Source organism: Luteitalea sp. (assembly GCA_009377605.1).
Taxonomy (GTDB): domain Bacteria; phylum Acidobacteriota; class Vicinamibacteria; order Vicinamibacterales; family Vicinamibacteraceae; genus WHTT01.
This window is the reverse complement of the sequence record WHTT01000105.1, coordinates 1-19,402: the sequence shown is the minus strand read 5'-3', so window position 1 is coordinate 19,402 and position 19,402 is coordinate 1. Positions and strand designations below refer to the sequence as shown.

Sequence of the window (19,402 nt, the reverse complement as noted above, 5' to 3'; positions counted from 1 at the left end):
TATTCGGGCGGCGGCGTCTTTGCGGTCGAAGCGCGCGGGACGTTGGTGGACGCCGGCATCGCCGCCATCACGCCGGAGTCGAGTGACGCACGGCTATGGGGCCAGAGCGGCGGAGGCGGTCTCCACCGCGGCCCGGCCCTTGGGCCGGATGCGGAACTTTGGCGACTGGCTGAGGAACTGCACCGGGTTCTCGAACACGATGCGATGAATGAAGTCCTCCGCATGCCGGCGGCGCCGCATCTCCATGATGAAGCGCGGCACGGCTATGGGCTCGCTCGGCCCCCAGTCGCAGGCGCCCGCCACGCAAATCCGCTCCGGACCAAATCGTTCGATGATGTCGACTGCGCGCTGCGGCGACACCTTGGTCTGCGGGTACAGCGTGAGCCCGGCCCAGTAACCCGAGTCCAAGATCATTTGAATCGTGTGCTCTTCGGCATGATCCACGAGCACGCGCCCTGGCTCCAGATTCTGAAACGCGCGCATGACGTCCAGCGAGATCCGTGTTCCCTTGAGCTTGTCCTCGAGATGCGGTGTGTGAATCAGGATCAACTGATCGTGAGTGAGCGCGAGGTCGATCTGTTCGGTGTATGTGTCCACCTCGTTGCGCGTCACGCGGTTCAGCCCGATCTCACCGACGCCGAGCACCGTGGGCTTGTCCAAGAATTTCGGAATCCGCTTCAGCACGTCGCGTGACAGCTCTCGGTTGTCAGCCTCCTTGGGGTTCATCGCCATCCAGGTGTAATGCTCGATGTGGTACTGAGCGGCGCGCTGTGGCTCGAACTCGGTGAGCTGCCGAAAGTAATCCTCGACGCCGCTCACCGAGCTCCGGTCCCAGCCGGCCCAAAACGCCGGCTCGGTGACCGCAACGCACCCGGTCAGCGCCATCTGCTGATAGTCGTCGGTCGTGCGCGACACCATGTGAGCGTGATGATCGATGTACTTCACGATCGCACCTCCTCAGAACTCGCAGCACTCCAGCGGTCGTACGCTCCCACGGCGCTCTTTCTGTCGAGCGTCTCGAGCGGCTCGGTCGACGGATCACTCAGGAGCATCTGGACGTGGTCCACTCTATGGTCCGTTCGGAGAAGACCGCCGAGCGCCTCGATGAACGCTTTCATCCTGAAGTCCTTGGCGGCATACGAGGGATCGGTCCGGTCGAGGCGATCGAGAAACGCCGCGATTTCGAGAAGCCTCGTGCGATTCTCGATGAAATATTCGTCCACCAATGCCACGGGATTCAACGGTGATGACCCATTCATGATGACCCTCGAGTAGAGAGACAGTCCGCTTCCAGCCCGCGGGGCGTCGCCGCCCGGTGAGCCGCGTCGAGCTTCTCGAGCAACTCGATTGCGTCGACCACGAGCGGCGCTTGGATTTCGTGGGCGTCGAAAGGCTCGCCGATCGATCTGAGCAGCGTGATGGTGAGGCGACCGCCCAGGTGCTCGCGGAACTCCTCCAAGCCGCGCAGCACACAGCTCGGGTCTTCTGGCGCGTCCAGACGATGACCCAGCTCGGCCGCATGCACGGGAAGACCGAGCGCGTGCAGAAGCGCAATGATGCGGCGCCACGCGGGTTCGTTGAGGAAGCCGGCCAGATACGAGTAGGTGCTGTCCAGGGCAACTCCCATGGCAACCGCCTCGCCGTGACCGAGGCGGTACTCGGTAAGCTGCTCGAGCTTGTGGGCGGCCCAGTGGCCGAAGTCCAAGGGCCTCGACGAGCCCTGCTCGAATGGATCGCCAGCCGTGGCGATGTGCGACAGATGAAGGGCGGCGCAGCGGCGAATGACCTGCTCCATGACGGGGCCATCCCGCCCCGCCAATCTGCCGGCCTGCTGCTCCAGGAAGTCGAAGAAGTTTGCATCTTTGATCAGCGCCACCTTGACCGCCTCGGAGATGCCACCCCGCCAGTCCCGATCCGAGAGGGTCGACAGAAAGCCGAAATCGTTGATCACCGCAAATGGAGGTGCGAACGTGCCGAGGTAGTTCTTCTTCCCAAAGGCGTTGATGCCGTTCTTGACGCCCACCCCCGAATCATGTTGCGCCAAGATCGTCGTCGGCACACGAACGAGACGAACTCCCCGATGCGCTGTGGCGGCCGCGTAGCCTACGACATCGAGCACGGCGCCACCGCCAACCGCAGTCACGTAGGACTGGCGGCACAGGCCGGCGTCATGGATGGCGCGCTGAACGTCGTGCAGATGCTGCGGCTCGTTCTTGACCGGTTCTCCCCCGGGAACGACCAGCACCGGCCCTGTCAGGTCGAACAGCTCGCGATGGTGCTGACAATAACCTTCGATGGACTCGACCAGGCCTTGGTGCGCCGCGCACACACCGCGATCGACGACGAACAGGACCTTGGCAGGTGTGGCGGCGGCAGGAACGAGCACGGTCTTCAACAACAGGTTCGATGGATCGAAGACGCCGGTGGTGAAGTGCACCGGATACCGAAAGGTGACGCGACACTCCTGTTCGATGACGTCCATCTCAGGTTACGGGAAACAATCGGGCCAGCCCGCTAGCGACGGGAGCCGTCGCCAAGATGACCAACCCGTAGACGGGGCCGGCGTAGGTCGCGCCAATCGAGGCGTCGACGAGCACCAGCGACAACACGCCCGCCTTGACGGCCTGCCTGATTGGGCCCGGCCCGGACATCCGGCACGCCCTCCAGAACGGCGGCAGCACGCGCCAGGCGAGGAAGAGCACCAGCACCAGCCCCGACACCGACCGATTCCCCGGGCTCACGGTCATCGTGATCAAGGCAATCAGAACAATCATTAAGGATATCAGAGCAGAGACCGCGACCCCGCGCTGCCCGCCATGCACCTCGCCCCGACTGAGCGCCGTGACGGCACCGATGTAAACCAAGGGAACGAGCGCCAGGGGCCACGCCTCGGCTAGCACCACCGGGACCGCCGCGATGCCGAGCAATAGGTTGAGCGCACGGCAGAGGCCCATGTTCACGGGGGCGAACAGCCTCCTCTGTTTGCCCCAGGCGTCGTAGAGCAGAACACAGCCCGCCGTGGCGCCAGCAATCACGCCGGCCGCGCGCGTCGCCTGACTCGCGGCGATCACACCGGCCACGAGCAGCACCCCTCCGAGCCATGCCGCACCGGCTGCCGCCACGCGGCCACTCGGAATGGGCCGCTCGGGTCGCTCGACCTGGTCGATCGCGCGGTCGAAGTAGTCGTTGAGAACGACCCCGCCGCCGTACAGGCAGCTCGTCGCAACCAAGAGCCACGGCAGCGCCTGCGGATTGCCGAGCCCTGCCACGCCGTAGCCGGCCAGGACATCCGCCGCCGCGGTCACGACATTCGCCGGCCGGAGGAGCTCGAGGTAACCCCGCAAGAGGACGGTCATGTCGCGCGGCCGGGCAGCTGACGTCATGGGCGGATCTTATCCGTGCCAGCGGGCTCCTCAGTCTCGGCCCACGATGATGCCTGGTCAGAATAATGCCGGCATTAGAACAACTTATTGGCGAATCGCGCAGAGCGGGGCATACTGTGAACGTTCACGTACGCATGCGAGCCCGCCGACCGCCCCAGATCCGATGGGCGATCGTTGCGGAGCCTTGGTGATTGCAAACCGCGTCAACTTGAACAATCCGGTGACGGATCTGAGCAGCAACGATTTCGGTCGGGCTCCTTCTCAACTGCCACCCAGAGCGCTGCAGGCAGGCGTAAGACTTCGATTCTGACTCTTCGAAAGGTATCCGTGATGACGCGCAACATCTCCGCTACTCGACGTGTGGGGCTCGGCCTCGGCGGCGCGCTCGTGCTCGCGTCGGCCCTTCTCGCTCCAGCACAGATGCAAGTGCCCGATCAGCCGACCGCGCCTCGCCCGCCGGGTGATGTCACCGAACAGGCAGCTGACGCGAAGCCGATCGAGGTGCTGGTGATTGCACGGGAACAGCAGCCTCGGGGGGAGCCCTCGTCGACGATGTTCACGTCGTTGACGGCCCCACTGGCGCGCCGCGGAATTCAGCTCACGCATGTTGCGACGCTGGAGGAAGCGCTGACCCCGGCGAAGGTGACGCACTACGACGCGTTGATGGTCTACGGGGAACAGCCCGCGCTGACGCCGGAACAAGAGAAGGTTCTCTTGGATTTCGTCGAAGGTGGCAAAGGCCTCTTGGCCGTCCATTCGGCCGCGCCGACCACTTCCACGTCGAAGGCGTATGTTGACCTCGTCGGAAGCGACATCCAGTCTGCCGGCGGCGGCGATGCAGGCAGCGCCGACGCGGGCAGCGCGACTCTCGAGATCGTCGAGCCGTCACATCCGATCTTGCAGGACGTGAAGCCGTTCCCGGCCAGCGGGGAAGCCTCGCCATCTACGCAACAGCGTCCCGCCGACCGGACGGCCTTGATCGAGCGTGTCGCAGGAGAGCGCCGAGAGCCATGGACGTGGGTGCGCACGCAGGGCCAAGGACGGATCTTCTACTCGGCGCCGGGACAGGACGAGAGCACCTGGAATGATCCAAGCTTCCAGAAGCTGTTTGAGCAGGGCATCGTGTGGGCCGTCGACGAGGCGACGCGTCAATCCTGGACGCAGCTGAAGATGCCGGAGGTCACGTACGTCGAAGGCTTCAACGTGCCGAATTATGAGAAGCGTGCCCCTGCGCCGAAGTATCAGTTGCCCTTTACGCCGGAGGAGTCGATGAAGTTCATGCAGACTCCTGCCGAGTTCAGGTTGGAGCTGTTCGCGAGCGAGCCGGACATCGTCAAGCCCATCTCCTTTTCGTTCGACGAGCGAGGGCGGCTCTGGCTGATCGAGACGATGGATTATCCCAACAAGATCCTCGACGGGCGGCCTGGAAGTGACAGGATCAGGATTCTCGAAGACACCAACGGGGATGGGCGCGCCGACAAGTTCACGGTGTTCGCCGAGCACCTCAACATCCCCACGAGCCTCGTCTTTGCCAACGGCGGGGTTATCGTCTCACAGGCGCCGCACTTCCTCTTCTTGAAAGACACGGATGGAGACGACAAGGCGGACGTGCGCGAGATCTTGAGCACCGGCTGGGGCACCGAGGATACGCACGCCGGGCCGTCGAACTTGCAGTACGGACCGGACAATTACATTTGGGGTGTCCTCGGCTACTCGGGATTTGACGGTGAGATCGACGGGAAGCCGTTCGAGTTCAGTCAAGGCGCCTATCGCTTCAAACCGGATGGGAGCGAGTTCGAGTACATGACCGGCTCGACCAACAACACGTGGGGCCTCGGGTTCTCCGAGACGTTCGACGTGTTCGGGTCGACCGCCAACAACGACCCGAGCTGGTACTTGGCGATCCCGAACCGATACTTCGAAGGCATCGAGGGCCTGCCGGACGCCGGGCGCAGTGGGCCCGGTTATCAGAGCGCGGCCAGGTTCTATGCGGCGCACTACACGACACCCTATATCCGTCAGGTCGACGTGTTTGACGGCTACACGGCTGCCGCCGGTCATCATCTCTATACCGCGCGCGCGTTTCCGAAGGAGTATTGGAATCGCATTGCCTTCCTCAATGAGCCGACCGCCCATCTGATCGGGCAGGGGATCATGGAAAAGGAGGGCGCCAGCTTCGTCACGCGGGACGGGTGGAACCTCCTCGCGGGCGCCGAGGAGTGGGTGGCCCCGGTGCACGCACAGGTTGGCCCGGATGGCGCGGTGTGGGTGGCGGACTGGTACAACTTCATCCAGCAGCACAACCCGACGCCGCCGGGGCACAGCGTCGGCCGTGGGAATGCCTATGAGACGTCGATGCGCGACCACCAGCGCGGCCGCATCTACCGTATCGTTTACGAGGACGCGCCGGACGCGAAGAAACGCTCGCTATCCAAGACGGACCCGGCAGGTCTCGTCGACGCGCTTGCCGCAGACAACATGTTCTGGCGAACTACGGCGCAGCGCCTGCTCGTCGAGCGGGCACGGAAAGACGTCGTGCCCCAGCTCCTCGCGCTCGTCCGCAACCGATCAGTGGACACCATTGGAACCAACGGCGGTGCTCTCCACGCGCTGTGGACGCTACACGGCTTGGGCGAGCTCGCCGGCACCAACACCGAAGCCTACGGCGTGGCCGTCGAAGCGCTGAAACATCCGGCGGCCGGCGTACGCAAGGCGGCCGCCATGGTGCTGCCTCATACCCCGGAGGCTGGCAGCGCCGTCATTGCTGCGGGGCTGCTGAGCGACCCGGATCTCCACACGCGGCTGGCGGCGACCCTCGTCCTCGCGGAGATGCCGGCATCGCCGGCGATTGGCGAGGCGCTCTACACGGAAAGCCAGAAAGAGGAGAACTACGCCGACAGATGGTTGAGCCGTGCGCTGTACATCGCCGCCCATCGTCATCAGGATGGTTTCATGTCGTCGTATCGCGAAGACGACAAGGCAATGCCGTCCGGCGAGCTACCGGTCTCGTTGAGAATCGGCAAGCTGAAGCCAGACTGGCGGACGCCGGACGCTCGCAGCCTGGACGGCGAATGGACGGCCATGGAGGTGCCTGGCAACTGGGAAGAGCGCGGGCTGTCAGACTTCGATGGTGTGGTGTGGTTCACGCGCACGGTAGACCTGACGCCAACGGAAGCCAGGAGCAAGCTCTCATTGGGGCAAGTCGGCAACTCCGCAGAGGCCTGGGTCAATGGGATGTCGGTGTCCGAGAACGCGAGGCAGGGCGGCCGAGGGAGCCCGCAGGTCTTCTGGCTACCGGCGGGAGCGCTGCGCGCCGGCCAGAACGCCATCACCGTACGCATCCAGAACTACAGAAACGATGGCGGATTTCTCGGACCGGCGGAGTCGATGGCAATTCAGTCCGGAAAGGACGAAACACCGCTGGCAGGCGCTTGGAAGTACCGGGTAGAGCGTCAGACCAACGCCGGTACGCTGTATGCGAAGCCGGGCGAGCTTGCCGCACACGTCGCGTTGACCGTGGCTGGCGGAGCAGCGCGTACCGCCGAGGCCACGCTGGCACCGGACGCGCCGGAAGAGCCCGACATGGTCCTGCATCTTGCCGTGATACCAGGACAGATGAAATACGACCTCGGTGAGCTGACCGTGAGTGCAGGACAGCTCGTCGAGCTCGTCTTTAAGAATCCGGATGCGCTGCAGCACAACGTCGTGCTCGGCGCCCCGGGAACACTCGAACAGATCGGCCTGGCGGCGGACCAGATGGCGGCATCACCGGACGGCTTGGAACGAGAGTACATTCCGGACATGCCGGAGGTGCTCTTTGCCACGGAGCTCGTCGATCCGGGCGACACGGTGACGGTCCAATTCAGAGCGCCGGCCGATCCGGGTGAGTACCCGTATCTCTGCACGTTCCCGGCGCACTGGCAGGTGATGAATGGGGTGTTGAAGGTGGTGGCGGGTAGCAGCAGGGATTAGGGATCAGGGATCAGGGGTCAAGGGACCAAGGGATCAAGGGGGCAGGGGTAAGAGCTTGACGTACACGGCCGATCCGAATGATCTTAACGCCGCGAACTTGGCACAATAGGACGCGCTGATCATCTACGCGAACCACGAGAGCATCACGCCGGAGCAAGAAAAGGCGCTGCTCGATTGCGTGGCAGCAGGGAAGGGCTTGCTGCCGCTGCATGCGCGGCGCGGCGCTTCCAGAGCTCCCCGGCGTACATCGCGCGCGAGGGTGCGCCGTTCGGGCGTCACGGGAGGCCACATTTCATGACCGATCCGACGATCAATCGCAGCCGACTCTTCATCGGATGCATCGTCTCTCTCGTTGCCACTGCATTCGGCTTTGCGGTACGCGCGGCGATTCTGGAGGACTGGCGCACGGACTTCAACCTCACCCAGGAGCAGATCGGCTATGTCCAGGGCGCCGGTCTCTTCCCCTTTGCGATCTCGATCATCCTCTTCAGTCTCATCATCGACCGCATCGGCAACGGCGTCTCGATGGCCATCGCCTTCACGCTGCACGTGCTCTCGGCGGTCATTACGCTTGCCGCGCCCGCCATGCTCGCCGACCCCGGCGCCGGTCCAGAGGCGGTCGTCGCGGGACAAAAAGCGGGCTTTGCGCTGTTGTACATCGGGACGTTCACCTTCGCGCTGGGTAACGGCACCATCGAGGCGGTCGTCAATCCGGTCACCGCGACGCTCTATAGCCGCGAGAAGACTCGCTACCTCAACATCCTGCACGCGGGGTGGCCTGGCGGCTTGGTGCTCGGGGGGCTGCTCGCGATTCTGGTCAGCGACCTCGATCCCGCGAGCATGCCTGGCCGGCTGTGGCAGTGGCAGGTGGCCCTCGTGCTGCTGCCGACCTTCGCCTATGGCCTCATGCTCTTCAAGCAGCGCTTCCCGGTTCAGGAGCGGGTGGCCGCCAACGTTCCGTACTTCGACATGCTGCGTGAGTTCGGTGCCGGGAGCTGCTTCATCGTCTGCTTCTTTCTCATTGCCGGGCTCAATCAGATTCTGGTGATTCTCGGTGTGCCGACGGTCGGCCTCATGGCGCAGCTCGGGCTCGCGCTGATTCCAGCCGTTCTGTTCGCGCTGTATGTGAGAAGCTTCGGGCGACCTGTATTCGTGATCCTTCTCGTTGTCATGGTGCTGCTTGCCACGACTGAGCTGGGAACCGACAGTTGGATCGCCGATATCATGCGGAGCGTCCTGGAGAGCCCGACGCTGGGAATGCTGTTCCTGGTGTGGACCTCGCTGATCATGTTCGTCCTGCGCTTCTTCGCTGGGCCCATCGTGCACAGAATCGGACCGCTCGGCCTGCTGGCCGCGTCCGCGGCGATTGCGGTCATCGGCCTGCTCTGGCTGTCCTCGGCCGGGACCGCGCCGGCCATGCTCTTCCTCGCCGCGACGTTCTACGGTCTGGGCAAGACGTTCTTCTGGCCGACGACGCTCGGGGTGGTGAGCGAGCAGTATCCGCGAGGAGGAGCGCTCATGCTGAATGCGATTGCGGGTGTCGGCATGATCTCCGTCGGCACGATCGGCAATCCTGCGATTGGCGCTGTGCAGGACAACGCGGCTACCTCAGAGATCCGTGCCGCGGATCCTGCCCTTGCGCAGCAGGTCGTGTCGCTGCGCCCGGGGCTCTTCGGCGAGTCCTACGCCCTCGACCCGGCGCAGCGGACGCTGTTGGCGGACAGGCAGGCTGCGGCTGCCGCGCGCGTGCAGGAAAGCCTCGAGGCCGAGATCGGCGATGGCGAGCTGCCTGAGGACAGACTCCAAACGGCGCTCGCCGCTGATCCGGAGCACGCGGCCCTCCAGCGACAGAGCGACCTGATTACTGGTGTAGACAGCCGCACGAAACAGCAGACGCTGGCCAAGATTGCCATCCTTCCGGCGATCATGCTCGCCTGTTATCTGGGGCTGATTGCCTATTTCCGGGCAACCGGCGGATACAGGGCCAAGCATCTCGTCCCGGAGGATGTCGCAGGGTAGGGCGGCGCTTCAGGGCCGCCGAGAGCGTTCGCCCCTCTTCGTGAAAGGAACCGTCTCGTGGGAAACGACAGGAAGATACGTGTGGCTATCGTAGGCCTCGGATTCGGTGCCGAGTTCATCCCGATTTATCAGCTCCATCCAAACGCCGAGATGTACGCCATTTGCCGCCGGGACAAGAAAGAGCTCGACGCCTGTGGTGACAACTTCGGCGTGAAGGTGCGTTATACCGATTACAGCGAGCTGCTCGCAGACCCGAACGTGGACGCGGTCCACATCAACTCGCCGATCGCCGACCACGCGCCGCAGTCGATCGCGGCACTGAAGGCCGGGAAGCATGTCGCCAGCACCGTCCCCGCGGCCACCACGCTCGACGAGTGCCAGCAGATCGTCGAGTCGCAGCGCAAGAGCGGCAAGGTCTACATGATGATGGAGACCGTCGTGTACAGCCGCGAGTATCTCTTCGTCAAAGAGCTCTACGACAAGGGCGAGCTCGGCCGCATTCAGTTCCTCCGCGGCAGCCATCAGCAGGACATGGAAGGCTGGCCCGGCTACTGGGAGGGGTTCCCGCCGATGCACTACGCCACGCACTGCGTCAGTCCCTGCCTGGCGATTCTCGGCAAGCATGCCGAGCACGTCGTCTGCCACGGATCCGGTCGGATAGACGAAGCGTTGATTCCCAAGTACGGGAGCCCGTTCGCCATCGAGACCGCCACGTTCAAGCTTCGAGACTCCGACGTCGCCGGAGAAGTGACACGCAGTCTTTTCGACACCGCCCGTCAGTATCGCGAGAGCTTCGACGCCTATGGCTCGAAGAAGTCGTTCGAGTGGCAGCAGGTCGAGAACGAGGAGCCGGTCATCCACACGAAGAGCACCGCGGCGGCGCCGTTGAGCGAGGCCGAGATTCCCAAGCGGGTGAAGGTCCCGGACTATGCCCACCTACTGCCGGAACCGATCCGGCGGTTCACACAGCCTGCGGCCATTCAGGATGCGGACCACCTGTCCTTCCTCCAAGGCGGCGGCCACGGTGGCTCGCACCCGCACCTCGCACACAACTTCCTGCTGGCGTGCCTCGGTGAACGACCGCCCATGCCGGACGCCGAAACCTCCGTCAACTGGACCATGGTCGGCATTTGCGCGCATCAATCGGCGCTCAATGGAGGGGACAAGATCGTGATCCCGCGCTTCTGACCGGCCGTCTCGGCGAGGTGGCCCTACCCTCGTCCACACTAGGGCGCGTTCGCCGAACGCGAGCGTGTGAGACAGGCCTCGGGCCACTGAGCTCACGCGCCTTTGCCGGCGGCGGCCGAAACCGACGATACGGTCTCCCACTTCCCGGTCTTCGCCGACTGGAGCACCGCGTCGGTCACGTAGTCGGTTGCCAGGCCGTCACGAAACGTCGGTGCAATGCTTCCGCCCTGACCGACGGCCTCCAGGAAGTCGGCGCACTGATGAATGAACGTGTGCTCGTATCCAATCTGTAGCCCGGGGACCCACCAGCGATTCATGTACGGATGATCACCATCGGTCACGTGAATGCTCCGCCAGCCGCGGACGCGGCCCTCGTCTCGATGATCGAAGTACTGAATGCGATGCAGATCGTGGAGGTCCCAGAAGGCAGAGGCATGCTCGCCGTTGATCTCCAAAGTGTAGAGCGCCTTGTGGCCGCGCGCATACCGCGTGGCCTCGAACAGGGCGAGCGCGCCGTTCTCGAAGCGGCAGAGAAACGCGCTCGCATCATCGATGCCGACCGGCTCCACGCGACCGGTGAGCGTGTGCGTGCGCTCTTTGACGAAGGTCTCGGTCATCGCGGTCACCTGCGAGATGGAGCCATTCAACCAGATGGCGGTGTCGATCGCATGTGCGAGCAAATCGCCGGTGACGCCGCTGCCCGCGACGTTGACATCGAGACGCCAGAGCCCCTCGCCGCCCTGAGGCAACTCCGTGGAGATCGTCCAGTCCTGGAGAAACTTCGCGCGGTAGTGGAAGATCCGGCCGAAGCGGCCTTCATCGAGCAACTGCTTGAGCAGCATGACCGCAGGCACACGCCGATAGTTGTACCAGACCGTGTTGGCGACGCCGGCCGATTCCACGGCGGAGACCATCGTCTCGGACTCCGCCGCGTTTCGCCCGAGCGGCTTCTCGCACATGACCAGCTTGCCAGCGCGTGCCGCGGCAACGGCAATCTCGGCATGCGTGTCGTTCGGGCTCGCGATGTCGATGAGATCGATGTCCTTGCGCTCCACGAGCTTCCGCCAGTCGGTCTCCACCGACTCGTAGCCCCAGGTCGAAGCAAAAGCCTTGGCGCGGTCCGCGTTGCGGGCGCAGACTGCCTTGAGCACGGGACGATTGGGCAGCTCGAAGAAACGAGGGGCCTGGAGGAACGCATTCGAATGCGTTCGCCCCATGAACCCGTAACCGACCATCCCAATATTGAGGTTCTTCATGAGGGATCCCCTTAGTCCCAGCCGTGCGCATTCCGTACATCAACCATCACCGAGAGCACGTCGCGCCAGGTTTCCGGCCTCGTCATGACCTCGTTCGGGAACATACAGCCGTCCCAGCAGATGTGCTCGAAGCTGCGTGTGACCTGGCCGGTGTCATCTCGCAGCCACGCGCCGGCGTCGCGGGTGATGTCCAGCTTGCCGTTCGGATCAAACGGCAGGCAATGGCGGCCGGTCTTGTCGTGTGAGCCAGATCCCTTCACGGTGGCATCGTTCTGCGCCACGTGAAAGTCAATCGTCCAGGGCCGCAACACCCGTGTCATGGCTCGAAGCGCTTCGTCCAAGGTCTCGCGCTGTGCCCAATCGTAGCCATCTGGAAGGATGCGGTCTTCGGGGGCGTTGTACCCGAGGGTGTAGAGCAGCGTGTGCGCCATATCGGCCTGGAAGCCCAGCGTCTTGGGCCGGCCCACCATCTCGAGGAGCTCCACCATCCGCTTCCAGCTGTGCATCCCACCCCAGCAGATCTCGCCCTCGGCCGCCAGCCGCTCGCCATGCTCGTCGGCGATATCGCACGCTTGGCGAAACGTCTCGGCAATTTTCTTGCTGTTGGCAGATGGATCCTTCGCCCACTCGGCAGGGCTCGCGGCCGAATCGATGCGGATAATCCCGTAGCCCCGAATGCCGATGTCGCGAAGTGTCTTGCCGATGCCGCACGCCTTGCGCACCTGTGTCAGGAAGCTCTTACGCTCCTCCTCCGTGCCCATCGCGGAGCCGCCGCCTGTTGGCGGCCACACGGGGGCGACGAGGGAACCGACCACGAGATTACGCGCACGGATTCGATCCGCGAGGCGCTCCAGGTCATCCCGTGACGAGTCGATGCTGACATGCGGATCGAACAGAAAGAGATCGACGCCATCGAACGCCATGCCGTCAACAGCAGCGCCTGCCGTGAGATCGAGCATGGTGTCCAGATCGATCGGCGGCTCGGCGCCTGGGCCACCCTTGCCGACCAGCCCCGGCCACATCGCATTGTGAAGTGCTGGATGCTTGTGCATACGCCGTTCCCCTTGATCCCTTGATCCCTTGACCCCTTGGTCCCTTGACCCCTTGGTCCCTTGATCCCTTGATCCCTTGATCCCTTTTACCCCTGACCCTCCGGCCCGAAATGCTTCAACATCGCCAGCGGATCGGTCGCGCTGAGATTCTCGATGCGTACGCCGGCCTGCGCCGCCTCGGCCGTCACGAAGAGCTCATCTTCCGTCATCTCGCCGAAGCGAATCATCGACGGGGTGGAGACCGCAAGCGGCCCGCACCTGCCGTAGCCCTGGGTGAGAATCAGGCCATACGCCGCGCCGTCACGGATCGTGACCGTCCGCTTGGGCAGGATGGTGAGCTCCTTCGCGGAATAGTACGGCGTCCCGTAGCACACCCACTGTTCGCGATACCCTTCGTGCTCGGTCTCGGCAAACGGCCGCACGGGACGCGGAAAGCACCGGTTGTCCTGGCCGAAGCTCGGGTTGACGTTTGCGTCCCAATCCAGCATGCCAACGAGGTAGTCGAGATCGTGGTGGTGCTCGGGAAGCACGTCCTTCGTCAGCAGGCTCCAGTCGATGATGCGCCCCTCGACCACCGACTGAAACATCGCAAACACATCGCTGTTGACCTGCGGCTCGTAGGTCACGAGCGAGCCGGGCGCGTGCAGAATGCCAGGGTTGATCTGCCAGCCGGTGCCCGGTTCGAGCCGATATGCTCGCGACAGGTAAAGAATTCCGTTGTCGCCCTGGCTCCAGCGCTCGAGACACCGCCACACGTCTTGCTTCGTGGTGCCCGGCTCGAGCCCCATGAACGTATACGGAAAGTTGTTGTCCGTCTGATTGTATTGCGGGGGGAAGTAATAGGCTTCAGGCTTGCCGCGACGACCGACGAGCTTTGCGTACTCATCGCTCTGGTGCAAATGGTGGGGGATGGGCCCCATGTTGTCGAAGAACTTGCAGAGCAGATTCCATCCTCCTTCGCGCTCCATCACCGAGGCGCCAAGGAGCAGGTCTCCGGCGGACTCGACGGCCTCCTTCAGGAGGAATCGTTGCCCGTTCTCCAGCCTGACGTAACTGAGCCCCTCGTCTTCGGGCGTGCCCGGCCCGTTGTCGGCATTGGTCGTCGACGAGAACCAGCGTTCGTTGATGCCGCCGCGATGCCCGCCCAAGGCGTACAGGTCGCCTGGATGCAGCTTCAACCGCCGGCCGGGAATCATGAACGCGCGCGGCACCCAGCAGGGCTCGAGCCGAAGCAGACCGCCTCCTCCCGCAATCGCGTCTCGAACCTTCAATCGATCCAACATCGAGTCTCCTGTCGCAACCCGCAGGCGAGCTATGTTAGCGTTGGCGCGCGTGGACGATACAACCTGGGCCAGACCCACTTCAAGGGCATTTCACCCGACCGACGCGTTTCGCGCAGAAAAACGCGGCCATCACCCCCGGGATGACGGCCAACTCCATGGCCGAACGCGCCGTTGCCTGCGCCGCGCCATGCGCGTCGCCTGGTTCACGAAACGGATGACCTTGCATCTCGATTGCGCGTCGTGAAACGGCTCGCATCCCGAGCCTGGACGAGCCGCCAAGGGTCGTTGCCGTCGGGCGCGCTGTGCATAATACCGAATCTCGCCATGGCACCTACATACAGGTACCTCGGTCGGCGCGCCGTGCTCATCGAAAACAGCGAGCTACGTGTGACGGTCCTCGAAGAAGGAGGGCACATCGCGGAGATCCTCGACAAGCGCAGCGGCATCAATCCGCTGTGGACACCACCATGGCCAACCATCGAGCCGTCGAGTTACGATCGGACGAAGCACCACGTATACGGAAGTGGTGCGGATGCCCGCCTGCTGGCGGGCATCCTGGGCCATAACGTGTGCCTGGACATCTTCGGCCCGCCCTCGCCCGAAGAGGCGGCGGCCGGGCTGCCGGTTCACGGCGAGGCACCGCTGGTTCGCTATGATATTCGCCGATCGGAGGGAGAGCTGGTAATGCAGGCGCTGCTGCCGCTGGCCCAGCTGCAGTTCGAGCGGCGCCTCCAGCTCTACGACGGGGCCGTTCGCATTCGTGAGACGGTGGAGAACCTCTCCGGCCTGGACCGCGCGACTGGCTGGACCCAGCACGTCACCCTTGGGTCGCCGTTTCTCCAGCCGGGCCGTACCTGCTTCCGCGCGTCTGCGACACGCTCGAAAACGTTCGAGCGGACCTTCGGCGCCGACGACTACCTGCAGGCTGACGCCGTCTTCGATTGGCCGATGGCGCCCTGCCGGGACGGCGGCACTGCTGATCTTCAGGTCTTTCGTCGTGCGGTCGCGTCGAGCGCGTACACGACCCACCTGATGGATCCCAGCGGCGATCAGGCCTTCTTCGTGGCGTTCTCGCCGGACGCGCAGCTGGCGGTGGGCTACGTCTGGCGGCGCCGGGACTTTCCGTGGCTGGGCATTTGGGAGGAAAACTGCAGTCGCTCACACGCGCCCTGGAGCGGCAAGACAGTGGCTCGTGGCATGGAGTTCGGTGTTTCTCCCATGCCGGAGCCTCGGCGTGCCATGATCGAGCGTGGCCGGATGTTCGATGTGCCCACATTCCGCTGGCTTCCCGCCGCGACACACGTCGAAGTGGAATACTGGGTCACCATCCATCGGAGGGAGACGATTCCCGAAGCGCTCGAATGGCCTGGTTAAGCTGGGCAAGGAGACAACAACTGCCGTTTTTCAGGAAACGGGAAACGGCGCTTTCCGACGGAGTATTCATGCGTTTCTATTGGTTCGTGTCATTCGCTCTCGCGTCACTCTCACTCATCTCTACCGGCCTGACCGCACGGGCTCAAGATGCGGCGGCGCGCACGATCGAGATCGTGGGCACCGATGACATGAAGTACAGCCTCAGCACGATCGAGGCGGAGGCGGGAGAGGAGCTGCGCATCCAGCTGACCTCCAAGGGCACGATGCCGAAGATCGCGATGGCACACAACGTGGTCGTGCTTCAGCTCGCAACCGACCCGATGGAGTTCGTGAACGCCGGGATGACCGCGCGGGATACCGACTTCATCGCTCCCGAGATGAAGGAACAGGTGATCGCAGCGACAACGCTCGCTGGAAACGGCGAGACAGTCGAGGTGACCTTCAGCGTGCCGGACGAGCCGGGCGAGTACCCCTTCGTCTGCACGTTCCCCGGTCACTTCGCGGCCGGGATGAAGGGGACGCTCGTCGTGAAGTGATTGCCATCCAATGGCACCGCGAGAGGTCTTCTCATCGCACTGGGCCGTCATCCTTGCCGGTCTCGGCATGGCGGTCGGAACAGGGAATCTGTGGCGCTTTCCACGCATCGCCGCGCAAAACGGCGGGGCGGCGTTCCTGATTCCCTGGTTCATCTTCCTCTTCATCTGGTCGCTCCCTCTGCTCATCGCGGAGCTCTCCATCGGGCGCACCACGCGCCGCGGCACGGTGGGGAGCTTCGCCCGCCTGGCGGGGGACCGCTTTGCCTGGATGGGCGGCTTCGTCGGTGTCGTCACCATCATGATTCTGTTCTATTACTCGGTGGTGACTGGCTGGACCCTCAAGTACGCGCTTGCATCGATGACCGGCCAGCTCCATGGCATCGAGCCGGCTGCGTATTGGGAGCGCTACGCCTCCTCGATCTGGCAGCCGATCTTCTTCCACGTGATGGCGGCGCTCGTGGGAGGCTGGATCATTCAGCGTGGCGTCGTGCGCGGCATCGAGCGCGCCAATCGGATTCTGGTGCCCGTGCTCTTTATCTTGCTCATCGTGGCCGCGCTGCGTGCCGTGACGCTGCCTGGCGCGACGGTCGGCCTCGAGTTCATGTTCAACCCCGACCTGTCGAGCCTCTCGAGCTACCGCACGTGGCTCGAAGCGCTCACGCAGTCCGCGTGGTCGACTGGCGCGGGATGGGGGCTGATCCTCACCTACGGCATCTACCTCCGGCGCGACGAGAACGTTGTCCTGAGCGGGACGACGATCGGGTTTGGAGACAACTCGGCGTCGCTTCTGGCCGGGATGGCGGTGCTGCCGGCAGCATTTGCCATCTTGCCGCTCGCCGATGCACAAGCCGCGATGGCCGCTGGCAACGAGGGGCTGATGTTCGTCTGGATTCCGCAGGTCTTCGAGCGCATGCCCGGTGGTGCGCTGTTCCTGCCGGTCTTCTTCGTCGCCCTCTTCTGTGCAGCGCTCTCCTCGCTCATCGCGATGATCGAGCTGGCCTCGCGCGTCCTCATCGACGGTGGAATGGCTCGACGAACTGCGGTCACCATCGTCACCGCAGCCGTCATCGTTTGCGGGATCCCTTCGGCGATAAGCCTCGACGTGTTCCGCAATCAGGACTGGGTGTGGGGCGTCGGCCTGATGATCAGCGGCCTGTTCATCTCACTGGGCGTGACGCTCTCGGGCAGTCGCCAGTTTCGCGAGCAGTCGATCAACGTCGGCGCTGGCAGCTTTCGCGTGGGCCCGCTCTTCGAGTGGATTTTGAAGTACCTGGTACCTGCAGAGTTCGTCGTCATGTTCTCGTGGTGGATGTATCAGGCGGCGGTGACCTACGACCCCGAGGGGTGGTGGAACCCGTTCCGCACGTCCAGCGTCGGCACCTGCGTCGCCCAATGGACCATCGTCATCCTGCTGCTGCTGGCCTTCAACCGCTGGATGGCCAAGACGAGCACGCGAGAGATCGCGGAGGGTGAGCCGTGAGCGGGCGAACCTGGTTGATGATGGTGCTACTGCTGGGGCTGAACTGGGGCGGCTTCGTCCTCTGCCTCTGGTATCGCACCCGTAGCGCGCGGCGACCCTGAAGCCCCGCCCGTCAGACCTGCCTGGGGACGACGCATACGTGAGGGCGCATGTATGAAGCGCTGAACGTTGGCTTCTTCCTCTTCCACACTGGCTGGATCATCTTCAACTGCACCGGATGGATCTGGCGGCGCACGCGCCGCTGGCACCTGCTTACGATCGCGCTCACAGCACTCTCTTGGTTCGGGCTTGGTATCTGGTACGGATGGGGCTATTGCCCGTGCACCGACTGGCATTGGCAGGTGCGGGCCCGGCTCGGTCACGTCGATCCGAACTCCTACGTGCAGCTCCTCGTGGAGGTCCTGACCGGTCTAGAGGTGGCGCCTGGAGTGGTCGACGCGCTGGTGCTCATCATCTTCGCAGTCGCAGCAGCGCTGAGCGTCGTTCTAAACGTGCGGGACTCCAGGGCGGTAGGGCCGCCTCGCCGAGGCGGCCGCTAGGCGTACGCGGATGCATTCGCCGTCTGGCGCGCTGCCCGGTCCTTCGAGATGCGCTCTAGATATCCGCTCTGCCGGAACGCTTCCATCGGGTCCTCGGGAAGCCCCTTCGAGGCGCGCCATTCCCGGATCGCCGGCCGCACGTCCGTGGCAAACGCATCCTGGAGACAGGATTCCGCCCGAACCAAATCGACGGAACCCTGGGCTTCCGCGAGCCGCTGGTAATCGACCAGCGCCGCCTTCGCAAAGAGCTCCTGCGCCACGGTCACAGTCTGGATCATCGCTTCGATCTTGCCCTTGAGGTTGTGGCTCTGGTCGATGACGTAGGCCACATCGGCGCATGTGCCGGTCTCCCACTCGAAGCAGCAAATCTCGTGGAAGATGCGAAACACCTGATATGGATCGATGGATCCCAAGGTCAGATCGTCATCCGCATAGCGTCGGTCGTTGAAGTGGAAGCCGCCGAGCATCCCGTCGGCCAGCAGCCAGGCGACGATCTGCTCGATGTTCTGCGCCGCATAGTGGTGTCCTGTGTCCACGAGGACCTTCGCCTGCGGGCCCGCCGCGCGCGCCAAGAGGAGCGCCATGCCCCAGTCGGCGATATCGGTATGGTAGAAGGCCGGCTCGAACGGCTTGTACTCCACGAGCAAGCGCTGTTCCGCGGCAAGCTCGCTCGCCAGCCGGGCGAGGCCCTCTTCGAACCATTGCCGCCGGCGCCGGATGTTGGCCGTGCCGGGGTAATTGGACCCATCGGCGAACCAACAGGAAACGTCTCGACTCTCGACGCGCTGTCCAATGCGCACGCTTTCCAAGCCATGCTCGAGCGCTCGCTGGCGGGTCGCCTCCTCTGGATTGCCGAACGAGCCGTGCTTGTACTCCTGGTCTTGGAAGAAGTTCGGGTTGATGGCGCCGGGCCGTACACCGCAGCGGCGGGCGAGAGCTGTCACCGCGCCCGCGTCGCCGAGGCCCCCCGGAAAGTCCCACTGCACGTGGAGCGCAACGGTCGGACAGACTCCGGTGAGCGCATGCACCTGACCGGCATCGGCGAGCTTCTCCTCAATGGTGGTCGCTGCGGCCGGCTGGAGGTACTTGCCAAACCTCGTGCCGGTATTGGCAAAGCCCCAGGAGGGAAGCTCGATGCGAAACGTCTCGAGAGCGCCGAACACCTGCTCTGCCAGTCGTGCCTTCATGGGAAGAGCGTGCCATCCACCTCGCCCGAGCGCAACCCCGTTCTCACGGGGAGGGGGCATTCTGCAATGCGACACCACACTAGGTAGGGCCGCCTCGCCGAGGCGGCCGTGACGGCGCGGGAGGCTGACGCGC

General features: G+C 64.0%; 14 protein-coding genes and 1 pseudogene. 7 read left to right on the top strand and 8 right to left on the bottom strand.

All coding sequences use genetic code 11. The features are described from left to right. Positions 1 to 93 precede the first annotated feature (93 nt). The 4 genes and pseudogenes from GEV06_24450 to eboC all read right to left on the bottom strand — a co-directional run bounded on the left by GEV06_24450 (position 94) and on the right by eboC (position 3,383). On the bottom strand, positions 94 to 945 hold the full coding sequence (locus GEV06_24450; protein MPZ21024.1) for a metal-dependent hydrolase: 852 nt from the start codon (positions 943 to 945) through the stop codon (positions 94 to 96). A gap of 80 nt (positions 946 to 1,025) precedes the next feature. Continuing rightward, positions 1,026 to 1,259 (bottom strand): annotated as a pseudogene (locus GEV06_24445) (hypothetical protein). After that, positions 1,256 to 2,482 (bottom strand): 3-dehydroquinate synthase, encoded by a 1,227-nt coding sequence (locus GEV06_24440; protein ID MPZ21023.1) that lies wholly within the window; start codon positions 2,480 to 2,482, stop codon positions 1,256 to 1,258. Before GEV06_24440 ends, GEV06_24445 begins: the two are co-directional and overlap by 4 nt. A 1-nt stretch (position 2,483) precedes the next feature. Next, positions 2,484 to 3,383 (bottom strand): UbiA-like protein EboC, encoded by a 900-nt coding sequence (eboC, locus tag GEV06_24435; GenBank protein ID MPZ21022.1) that lies wholly within the window; start codon positions 3,381 to 3,383, stop codon positions 2,484 to 2,486. Between the two features lie 330 nt (positions 3,384 to 3,713). On the opposite strand from eboC, the gene GEV06_24430 reads away from it, so the two are divergent. From GEV06_24430 to GEV06_24420, 3 genes are all read left to right on the top strand, one after another. Next, on the top strand, positions 3,714 to 7,355 hold the full coding sequence (locus GEV06_24430) for a dehydrogenase (GenBank protein ID MPZ21021.1): 3,642 nt from the start codon (positions 3,714 to 3,716) through the stop codon (positions 7,353 to 7,355). Between the two features lie 294 nt (positions 7,356 to 7,649). Then, on the top strand, positions 7,650 to 9,374 hold the full coding sequence (locus GEV06_24425; GenBank protein MPZ21020.1) for an MFS transporter: 1,725 nt from the start codon (positions 7,650 to 7,652) through the stop codon (positions 9,372 to 9,374). Positions 9,375 to 9,431: 57 nt separating this feature from the next. Then, positions 9,432 to 10,562, top strand: a complete 1,131-nt coding sequence (locus GEV06_24420; GenBank protein ID MPZ21019.1) for a gfo/Idh/MocA family oxidoreductase — start codon at positions 9,432 to 9,434, stop codon at positions 10,560 to 10,562. A 92-nt stretch (positions 10,563 to 10,654) separates the two neighbouring features. Here the strand turns inward: GEV06_24420 and GEV06_24415 are convergent, their stop codons facing one another. The 3 genes from GEV06_24415 to GEV06_24405 form a co-directional block, all read right to left on the bottom strand. Next, the gene (locus GEV06_24415) at positions 10,655 to 11,818 is read right to left on the bottom strand and encodes a gfo/Idh/MocA family oxidoreductase (GenBank protein ID MPZ21018.1); all 1,164 of its coding nucleotides are present in this window, start codon (positions 11,816 to 11,818) and stop codon (positions 10,655 to 10,657) included. 11 nt (positions 11,819 to 11,829) lie between these two features. After that, positions 11,830 to 12,870 (bottom strand): TIM barrel protein, encoded by a 1,041-nt coding sequence (locus tag GEV06_24410; GenBank protein MPZ21017.1) that lies wholly within the window; start codon positions 12,868 to 12,870, stop codon positions 11,830 to 11,832. 86 nt (positions 12,871 to 12,956) lie between these two features. Next, the gene (locus GEV06_24405; protein ID MPZ21016.1) at positions 12,957 to 14,153 is read right to left on the bottom strand and encodes a hypothetical protein; all 1,197 of its coding nucleotides are present in this window, start codon (positions 14,151 to 14,153) and stop codon (positions 12,957 to 12,959) included. Positions 14,154 to 14,477: 324 nt separating this feature from the next. Between GEV06_24405 and GEV06_24400 the strand changes: the two genes are divergently transcribed. The 4 genes from GEV06_24400 to GEV06_24385 all read left to right on the top strand — a co-directional run bounded on the left by GEV06_24400 (position 14,478) and on the right by GEV06_24385 (position 18,082). Continuing rightward, positions 14,478 to 15,527, top strand: coding sequence for a hypothetical protein (locus tag GEV06_24400; GenBank protein MPZ21015.1), 1,050 nt, complete (start codon positions 14,478 to 14,480; stop codon positions 15,525 to 15,527). Further along, positions 15,515 to 16,063 (top strand): azurin, encoded by a 549-nt coding sequence (locus GEV06_24395; GenBank protein ID MPZ21014.1) that lies wholly within the window; start codon positions 15,515 to 15,517, stop codon positions 16,061 to 16,063. Before GEV06_24400 ends, GEV06_24395 begins: the two co-directional genes overlap by 13 nt. A gap of 10 nt (positions 16,064 to 16,073) precedes the next feature. Then, positions 16,074 to 17,543: a sodium-dependent transporter gene (locus tag GEV06_24390; protein ID MPZ21013.1), complete on the top strand. Its 1,470-nt coding sequence runs from the start codon at positions 16,074 to 16,076 to the stop codon at positions 17,541 to 17,543. A gap of 149 nt (positions 17,544 to 17,692) precedes the next feature. Then, positions 17,693 to 18,082: a DUF2784 family protein gene (locus GEV06_24385; protein ID MPZ21012.1), complete on the top strand. Its 390-nt coding sequence runs from the start codon at positions 17,693 to 17,695 to the stop codon at positions 18,080 to 18,082. Here the strand turns inward: GEV06_24385 and GEV06_24380 are convergent. After that, entirely contained in the window at positions 18,079 to 19,269 is a 1,191-nt protein-coding gene (locus GEV06_24380) for a sugar isomerase (protein MPZ21011.1), read from the bottom strand. The two genes, GEV06_24385 and GEV06_24380, sit on opposite strands and share 4 nt — an antisense overlap. Between the last annotated feature and the right edge of the window lie 133 nt (positions 19,270 to 19,402).